An 8,577-nucleotide genomic window follows, 5' to 3' on the forward strand; every position below is an offset into this window, starting at 1 on the left:
ACCGGACCACCACACTTTAACACTGACCTGATTCGGGGTCCCCAAAATAACGTCTCCGAGGTTCTTTTGGGGCGGTTTTGACCATCTTCTGACCATCTTTTGACCAGCTTTTGACCATAAAATGGGGCTACAAAGGATTAAACCTGACTGTATTTTTTGGCCCATATCTTTAATCCTGGCATGACGGGATCCTCGCAAAAAGACACAGTATTTTTGCGGGGTAAAATGATTCCTGACCTCGTTTCGGCGTACGAATACCGGGATTCGTGCCACGAACTCGTGTGTTCTTTTGCCTGTTGACTTGCACCTCTTAAATACTATAATAAGCATATGGGGCACCTTATGCTAGCACTGGCGATACTAAGCCAGTGGGGAGGAGACAGCATCCTCAATATTGACGTTAATGCAAGTCTTTCAGGTGCATTGGCTTACAATTACGTTGACCCTTACCTATATCTCATAAACTATTCGTACGAGAATCCAGGTTCGGCATCCGGCATGCGCGGAGCGTTCGTCAATCCTGCAGCCCTTGCATCGGTGAAATCAGCATCCGCAAGCTTTTCAGCAGGTTTCGGCCGCGTCGGCGGAATAAACCTCAATCTAAGTTCAAATCTTCCGTATGTTGGAGAAGTGGGCCTGCCCGTCACGCTCTACGCCGAGGAAAAGAGCGGAATCTATATGGGCGGGGCGGCTGTTCGTATAGGTGAAGTAGTTCTTGGACTTGCATACGTTCAGGGCGACAGATTCGAGAGCGAGATTGACGCAAGGGGTGAGCTAAATTTCACCGCCACGTATTCATATCGCGACACTTTGACGGAACTTGACTTTCCGGATGTCGATGAACCCATGACGGTTCCCGTCCTCATTGACTTGTATGGAAAGGGCGGAGGAATAATATCTGTAGAGAACAGAACGAAGCTTAAGTCGACTCCTGTCTTGCTTATGCTTGCTACACAGGACAAGGGCATAAATTACGGAATCTCCTTTAGGTTGAACACCTTTAACGGTTTCATCGACTATACTGATACCCTAACGCCTGTTCTTAAGCCAACCGGAGCCAATGTATACTCCGAGTCCGACATTTGGGATGTCGGCGTCCAGTTGATTGCGCAGATTGAGGGTGGAGAGTTGTACGCAAATCGTTATTTTACAACGCTTACCGGCAACGAATTAGGCGCCGTATTCGGGATTCAAAAACAAGGTCAGGAATTCAGCTGGGGTGCCTCGCTTGAACAGGATTTAGGCGCTCAGATTCTAGAGGTCAGGAATGGAAAAGGGGTCAGGGGCGGTCTGCCAAGGATAGTCGAAATTAACACGCAAAACCTTGAAGTCGACCAGGATTCGAGGATAATTAAGGGTCAGATGAAAGTTGTATTTGGTTATGATAGTCTGAGAGAAATAGAAGGAGAGTCACGCACCCTTTTGACCCTGCCTCCAAGAACGAGCATACGCGGAGGCATCCAGGCAACGCCGGGCGACTGGATTATTGACGCCACATTAGCAATGGCGGGTACCTGGGGCGAAGGCAATACTGAGGCTTTCTTTGGGACCGGATTCGGGTACAACTGGAAGGTTCCTATTCGCTTTTCTCAGGCTGTCTTCTACAGGGTGACTAAAATCGAAGAAGTGCCCATTTACACGATTCCGGCTTTGTTCTTCGGTGTTTCCACAACGCTGGCCTGGAAAGGGATTGAGCTTGATCTTTCGGTAAGGGCGAATACAACAACGGCTTTGTTCGGGAACTATGCGGCCGCAATAGACCCAAGTGTTCCGAACCTTGGAATCTTAAACTATATAAGCGCAGGAGCAGCATTGACATATGGGTTCTGATGGATTTTCGCTTTTAGGGGAGCGGATGTGCAAGGAAAAAAAACTAAGAAGAATTTCTCTCATCTCATCTCTTATAATACCCGGTCTTGGACATATTATTCGAGGAAGAATCGCAATGGGTGTTGCGGCATTGATACTGGATGCGTCATTTTTAGCGTTTATCACCATTATGAACAGACTTCGGCCCGACCTAGGGTGGCTTCTATGGCCTTTATGGTCTGTAACGTTCGCAATTTATTATTTCCTTACCGCATACGATGCCTATCGCGGACCGAGGCTCGAAGAAGCGCCCTGCAGAAGGGATTGCCCGGCTGGATTAAATGTGCCGGACTACATCTCTCTTGTCGCCGCAGGCCGATATGATGAGGCTGACGCCTTGATTCGTCTCAAGGCGCCGCTCGCTGGAATCCTGGGTCGTATATGCCCTGCACCGTGCGAAGAGGTCTGCACGAGGACACGCATTGAAGAACCGATAGCGATACGGGCGCTCAAACGCAGTGCTGCAACGAACTCAAGCGAAAAAAAGATATTACCTTCCGCCGTTTTGTACTCCAAGCACAAAGTCGCGGTTGTCGGAGCCGGGCCCTCAGGGCTGACATGCGCCCATTTCCTGGCCCAGCGCGGCTACAGTGTCGATCTTTTCGATAAGGAATCCAAACCCGGAGGAATACTCAGGGATATCATTCCATGTTTCAGATTGCCTCAAGAAGTAGTTCAGAGCGACATTGACTTCATAATGAACTCAAATCCCGGGATAAAGTTATTCCCGAATCAGGCTCTAGGCGAGGAACTTTCACTTAGGAAGCTTGAGGCTTCCTACGACGCCATATATCTTGCTCTTGGAGCGTCAAGGCCAAGACCGCTAATGATAGAAGGCGAGGGCCTGGAAGGAGTGATTTCCGGTCTCTCCTTTTTAAGAGAGGTATGTATTGGAAAAACAAAGTCTCTTTCTGGTCATGTGGCGGTGCTTGGCGGAGGAAATACTGCAGTAGATTCGGCAAGAGCGGCCTTGAGAATGGGTGCAAAAAAGGTGACAATCTTCTATCGTCGGATGCGTATCAACATGCCTGCATACAAGGAGGAGATCGAAGAAGCAGAAAAGGAAGGAGTGGGATTGCATTTTCTTGCATCGCCCATTAAATTCGAGGGTAAAAAGCGTGTCGAAAATATTGTGTTTTCCAGGATGACGCTTTCCGATCTTAAATCAGGCAGACGTTCGGAGCTGATACCGGTACATGGTGAACAATGGATAGAAGATGTCAATACGGTGATTGTAGCGGTAGGTCAGGAGCCTGACATAAAACTCCTCGGAACATTGGGACTCTTGACTGATATTGACGGAAAGATTAAAGTCAATCGCAAGCTTGCGACGTCACGACGAAAGGTATTTGCAGGAGGAGATTGCGTACTTGGTCCGAGTGCGGTTGTTGAAGCCGTTCGTGACGGACGCAGGGCCGCAGAATCAATTGACTATTTCTTACGGCCAAGACTCTTCTCAGCCAATATTGCTCGCATGTTTGAGTTTGAACCCGGGTTCGGATTAGATAGGCTTGAAGGTTCGGCATGGAGCGTCAGAAATCCTGGATTCGAATCCCGCAGGAAAGAAGCTTCTGATTTCGAGAAACTTTCAATGGCAAAAGAAGTGATGTGCGGTTTTGCCAAAGGTGATGACGAAGATGAAGCGAAACGCTGTCTGGCTTGTCACAAACACAACCTGGGGTTTCTCTACAAAACCGGCAAGCAAAAAGGATACGTTGCTCAAGATGAACGCTAAGATTCCAATAGCTCTGACCATTGCAGGACTAGATCCATCCGGCGGAGCCGGACTGCAGGAGGATATCAAAGTCTTTACCGAACTCGGCGTTCACGGAATCTCCGTTGCCACAGCCGTTACCGTGCAGTCGAGCTTTGGGCTTCGGACGGTTGAGCCGGTCAGGCCGGAAATCGTTTCCGAGCAGCTTAAATGTTTGCTTGAGGACAGGGAGCCGAAGGCTGCTAAAACGGGCATCCTTACGAATCAGTCATTGGCACCTGTAATCGATTTCCTTAAGCAAACCTCGGTTCCTGTGATTGTAGATCCGGTATTCGCATCAGGCACCGGCTTCATACTCGCCGACTCGAATATTGTAGAAGTTTACCGAACAGAAGTCATCCCCCATAGCGTACTTGTGACGCCTAACGTCCCGGAACTGCAGTCCTTGCTCGGCATGTCCATCACGAGTAGCGTATATTTCGAAGGTGCGGCGCGTAAACTCATTGATATGGGCGCAAAAGCCGTGCTAATAAAGGGCGGACATACCGAAGAGGATGAGGTGGTCGATTTGTTCTATACAAAAACGCAGGCCCGCAGATTTGTAAAACCCAGACGCAACCTCAAGCGCGTTCACGGAACCGGTTGTGCGCTGTCGGCGGCAATTGTTGCTTACCTCGTGCGTGGAGCAACTCTCCTTGATGCAGTAGCTTCCGCTGAAGCATACATCGACCGCAAGCTCGCAGACGTTCTATACGCAGGCGAGGGCGCGCCGATAATCAATCATCTAAAAAGTGTCTCTTAAAACCTCCATATTCAAAATCATAAGGTATTGACAAAACAAAGAACATCTTTAAACTAATAATCGTTATAGATTATCACTTAAGATTCGTAGCTAGTTTAGTTCAAAAAATGTTTGAACGCGAGCGGCGACATCTAAGAGGAGGTCGTTCGTCTCTGATGGATGGCTGTAATGCATCAACCATAGGAGGAAGATAGTGAGCAAGAACTCAGTGCTTGCGTCTCTCATCTTGTCAATAGTTCTCAATGCACCTTTGACCGGTGCTACATGGACCATTGAAAAAGTTACCGACAATACGGAATCCGACCTTTATCCCTTCATTGTCTGCGTTCAGTCCGGGCTCTTGATAGCTTATACAAACCACGACCCGGACGACGAGCTCTTCGTCGCCAACAACTTTTCGGGTTCATGGACCTCAAACAGGGTTACGGACAATACCCGCGACGATTTCGGATACGATATAACCGCTAAGTACGGCGAGCAGACTGCGCATATATCCGTGTACTGGCAGGATGCGCCCGATGATGAGATATCCTACTACAAGGGTTCAGCGACAACTTGGAGCACGGAGAGGGTAACCGACAACGGCGACAATGACCAGAGGCCCGCAATCGCACTCGACAATTCCGGGCACGTGCACATGGTCTACCAGCGAGGCGTAGGCGGCGATGCGGAGATTTTCTACGCCAACAACGTTTCCGGTTCATGGATAGCCGAGCAAGTCACGGACAACGGGACAGACGATCTGTACCCCTGGTTTTCCCTCGATAAAACAGGCAATCCCAATATAATCTACGTAAACGGCGCGAGTCTTCACTATACAAAGAAGACGGTAGGTATCTGGACATCGCCCGAGCATGTGGCCGGCGGGATGGGTATCAACTCATTCCCGTTCATCGTTCTCGATAAAGACGATAAGGCGCATGTCACCTTCGCCAAGAACGACGGAAGCTTCAACCAGGTGTACTATGCCAATAATGTAACCGGCACATGGCAGGAGAGCAAGGTAACTAACGCGAGTTATGATAATGCCTTCCCAACCATTTTTATAGATCCTTACTCAAAAGCTCATATCGCTTATCAAGCCGAAGAGCCTGGTGATATTGAGATGTTCTATGCGTCGAATGCCGCAGGAATATGGTCTACGGGCCGTGTTACCGACAACGGTACGAACGAGGCCGTGAGGTTGGGTCGCTACTTTACAAGTGATGCCCAGGGAATAGGCCACATGGTGTTCGTCAATGCATCGGACGGCGATGCGGAGATATATCACGCTTACAGCAATGAGCCTCTGTATGCCGGTGTCGAGGAGTCTCCATCCACCTCCTTGGCTCCCACGCTCTCTGTCGCCCCGATCATCTCTCGCAACTCGGCCGTTTATTATATGGTCCCGGTATCCGGAAATGTATCCCTAAAGGTTTACGATGCATCGGGCTCGCTCGTTAAGACTCTTGTAAGCGGAACGCAGAGCGCCGGAGACTACATCGCTAACTGGAACGGCATCACAGACGCCGGTTCAAGGGCTACGGGCGGAGTGTACTTCTTCCGTCTCGTTACAAACGACGAAGCAGTATCCGTGAAAACGATACTGAAATAAACTTATTATAAATGAAGGAGCAAAAATATGCGTAAGTATTGGATGTTAGCTGGTCTTGTTCTGATTGTAGGCTTTTCTCAACTGGCTCTGGGAGCAACATGGACTATAGAGAAGGTCACGGACAATACGGAATCGGACTTCAATCCGTTTGCAGCGGCGGTTCAATCCGGTCTGCTTGTGACATACACGCACGACGATGGCGACAACGAGATATTCGTAGCAAACAACTTTTCCGGTTCATGGACGTCTACGAGGGTTACCGACAACAATTACAGCGATTTAGGTCTTGACATCGCCGCAAAGTATAACGAACAAACCGCTCATATACCTGTTTGGTGGCAGGACGTGCCTGATCAGGAGATATCATACTGCATAGGTTCAGGTACAAGCTGGAACATCTCGCGCATTACCGACGACGCCGACAATGATGCATGGCCGTCGATAGCGCTGGATAATAGCGGGCATTCGCATATGGTTTTCATGAAGGATGTAGGCGGCGACAATGAGATATTCTACGCCAACAACGTATCAGGTTCATGGCTGACAGAACAGATCACGGACAACGGTGTAAACGATGTTTTTCCCTGGTTTGCGCTCGATAAAGCCGGAAATCCTCACGTAGTTTTGGTAAGAGGAACAACAATAGGCTACACAAAAAAGGCAGCAGGAATCTGGATGGATCCTGAGCCTATTACGTTGGGTGGAGGCGTCAACTCTTTTCCGTTCATCGTACTTGACAAGAATGACAAAGCTCACGTAACTTACGCAAGAAGCGACGGAGCCCACAACCAGATATACTACGCCAACAACGTTACAGGAACCTGGCAGGAGAGCAAGGTTACCAGCGCTTCATATGATAACGCCTTCCCTACAATTTTTGTTGACCCATCCGACAATGCTCATATAGCCTATATCGCTGTCGATGGCGACTTTGAGATGTTTTATGCGACTAATGCAGCAGGAATATGGACCACTGGTCGCGTAACAGATAACAGCGTAAACGACGGCGGGATATTGGGCCGTTACTTTGTATCCGATGCAAATCGGATAGGACATATATTCTTCTGGAACAACTCAGACGGCGACAATGAGATATATCACGCCAGGAGCAATGAGCCTTTATTCGCAGGCATTGAAGAAATTACGCCCGCAGCTTCCTCCTCAATCGCCGTAGCGCCTATTTTTATTCGTAATTCGACCATAAGCTACTCTGTTCCCGCAGCCGGTAACGTATCGCTCAAGGTTTACGACGCATCCGGTTCACTCGTAAGGACCCTGGTTAATTCGTCGGTCAGCTCAGGTAATCATGAGATAATCTGGAACGGGATGTCTGATGCAGGCGAGCGCGCGACCGGCGGGGTTTACTTCTTCCGTCTTGCGACCGCGACGTGCGTTGTGTCCGCAAAGACAATCTTAAAATAAACTAAAAAGAAATAGAGAGGCAGTGTGATAATACACTGCCTCTCTATAAAGTATGGCTGAAAGGAGTATTAAGATGAAAACAAATAAGTACTTAGCAATAGCGCTGATTGCTGTTGTGGGTATCGTTCTGCCCTCTTTTGGAGCAACCTGGACTGTCGAGAAGGTAACTAACAACACCGAACCTGATGTGCTGCCTTTCGTGGCTGCCGTTTCATCAGGACTTATAGTTGTTTATATGCATGGGGACCCTGATAACGAAATGTTTGTTGCCAACAACTTTTCAGGTCCATGGACTTCTACGAGGATAACGGATAACGCGGTGAGCGATATAGGTCTCGACATAGCCGCAAAGTACAACGAACAGACCGCACATATCGCTCACTGGTGGACGGATACGCCGGACAATGAAATATCCTACTGCGTGGGTTCTGCTTCAACATGGAACGATACCCGTATCACCGACAATGCCGAGAACGACGGATGGCCGTCAATAGCCCTCGATAAGAACGGTTTCGCGCATATTGTCTATCAAAGAGAGACAGGCGCCGGCGATTTCGAGATATTCTACGCCAACAACGTCTCTGGTTCGTGGAATACCGAACAGGTTACTGATAATCCTGTGGATGATGAGGGTCCATGGTTTGCTCTTGATAAAGCCGGCAATCCTCACATCGTTTTCATTCAAAACGGCGTGGCTTTGCTTTATACGAAAAAGACTGCAGGTATCTGGACCTCTACTGAACTTGTGGCAGGCGGTTTGGGCGTCAATTCATTCCCCTTCATCGTCCTGGATAGAAACGACAAGGCGCACGTTACGTACGCTAAGGATGACGGAAGCTTCAATCAGATATACTACGCCAACAACGTTACCGGAACCTGGCAGGAGAGCAAGGTTACGACCACAAGCTATAACAATGCCTGTCCGACAATCTTTATTGATCCCAATAACAAGGCTCATATTGCTTATCTGGCCGGCGAGGCGACCGATGCCGAGATTTTTTATGCAAACAACGTTGCCGGAGTGTGGAGCAGCGGTCGCGTGACCGATAACAGCGTTAATGATTTTGCTTTTTTAGGTCGCTTCTTTACCATTGGCGCAAACAGAATCGGTCATATCTTCTTCTGGAACAACTCCGACGGTGACGACGAGATATACCACGCTCAAAGCAACGAACC

At 48.8% G+C, this 8,577-nt stretch carries 6 protein-coding genes; all 6 read left to right on the forward strand.

Going from position 1 to position 8,577, the window contains the following annotated elements; translation table 11 throughout:
- The first annotated feature begins 330 nt into the window (after positions 1-330).
- Complete coding sequence (locus tag GX441_09675; protein ID NLI98908.1) at positions 331-1,830, forward strand: hypothetical protein; 1,500 nt, start codon at positions 331-333, stop codon at positions 1,828-1,830.
- Entirely contained in the window at positions 1,820-3,604 is a 1,785-nt protein-coding gene (locus GX441_09680) for an FAD-dependent oxidoreductase (GenBank protein ID NLI98909.1), read from the forward strand. The genes GX441_09675 and GX441_09680 overlap by 11 nt, the downstream gene beginning before the upstream one ends.
- Entirely contained in the window at positions 3,594-4,385 is a 792-nt protein-coding gene (thiD, locus tag GX441_09685; GenBank protein ID NLI98910.1) for a bifunctional hydroxymethylpyrimidine kinase/phosphomethylpyrimidine kinase, read from the forward strand. Before GX441_09680 ends, thiD begins: the two co-directional genes overlap by 11 nt.
- Before the next feature lie 193 nt (positions 4,386-4,578).
- Positions 4,579-5,979, forward strand: a complete 1,401-nt coding sequence (locus tag GX441_09690) for a hypothetical protein (GenBank protein ID NLI98911.1) — start codon at positions 4,579-4,581, stop codon at positions 5,977-5,979.
- 27 nt (positions 5,980-6,006) lie between these two features.
- Positions 6,007-7,401, forward strand: coding sequence for a hypothetical protein (locus tag GX441_09695; protein ID NLI98912.1), 1,395 nt, complete (start codon positions 6,007-6,009; stop codon positions 7,399-7,401).
- Positions 7,402-7,474: 73 nt separating this feature from the next.
- A partial coding sequence (locus tag GX441_09700; protein NLI98913.1) for a hypothetical protein occupies positions 7,475-8,577 on the forward strand: 1,103 nt, incomplete at its 3' end.

The sequence above is a fragment of the bacterium genome (assembly GCA_012517375.1).
In the GTDB taxonomy this organism is placed as follows: Bacteria; Hydrothermota; Tepidihabitantia; order B3-TA06; family B3-TA06; genus JAAYVC01.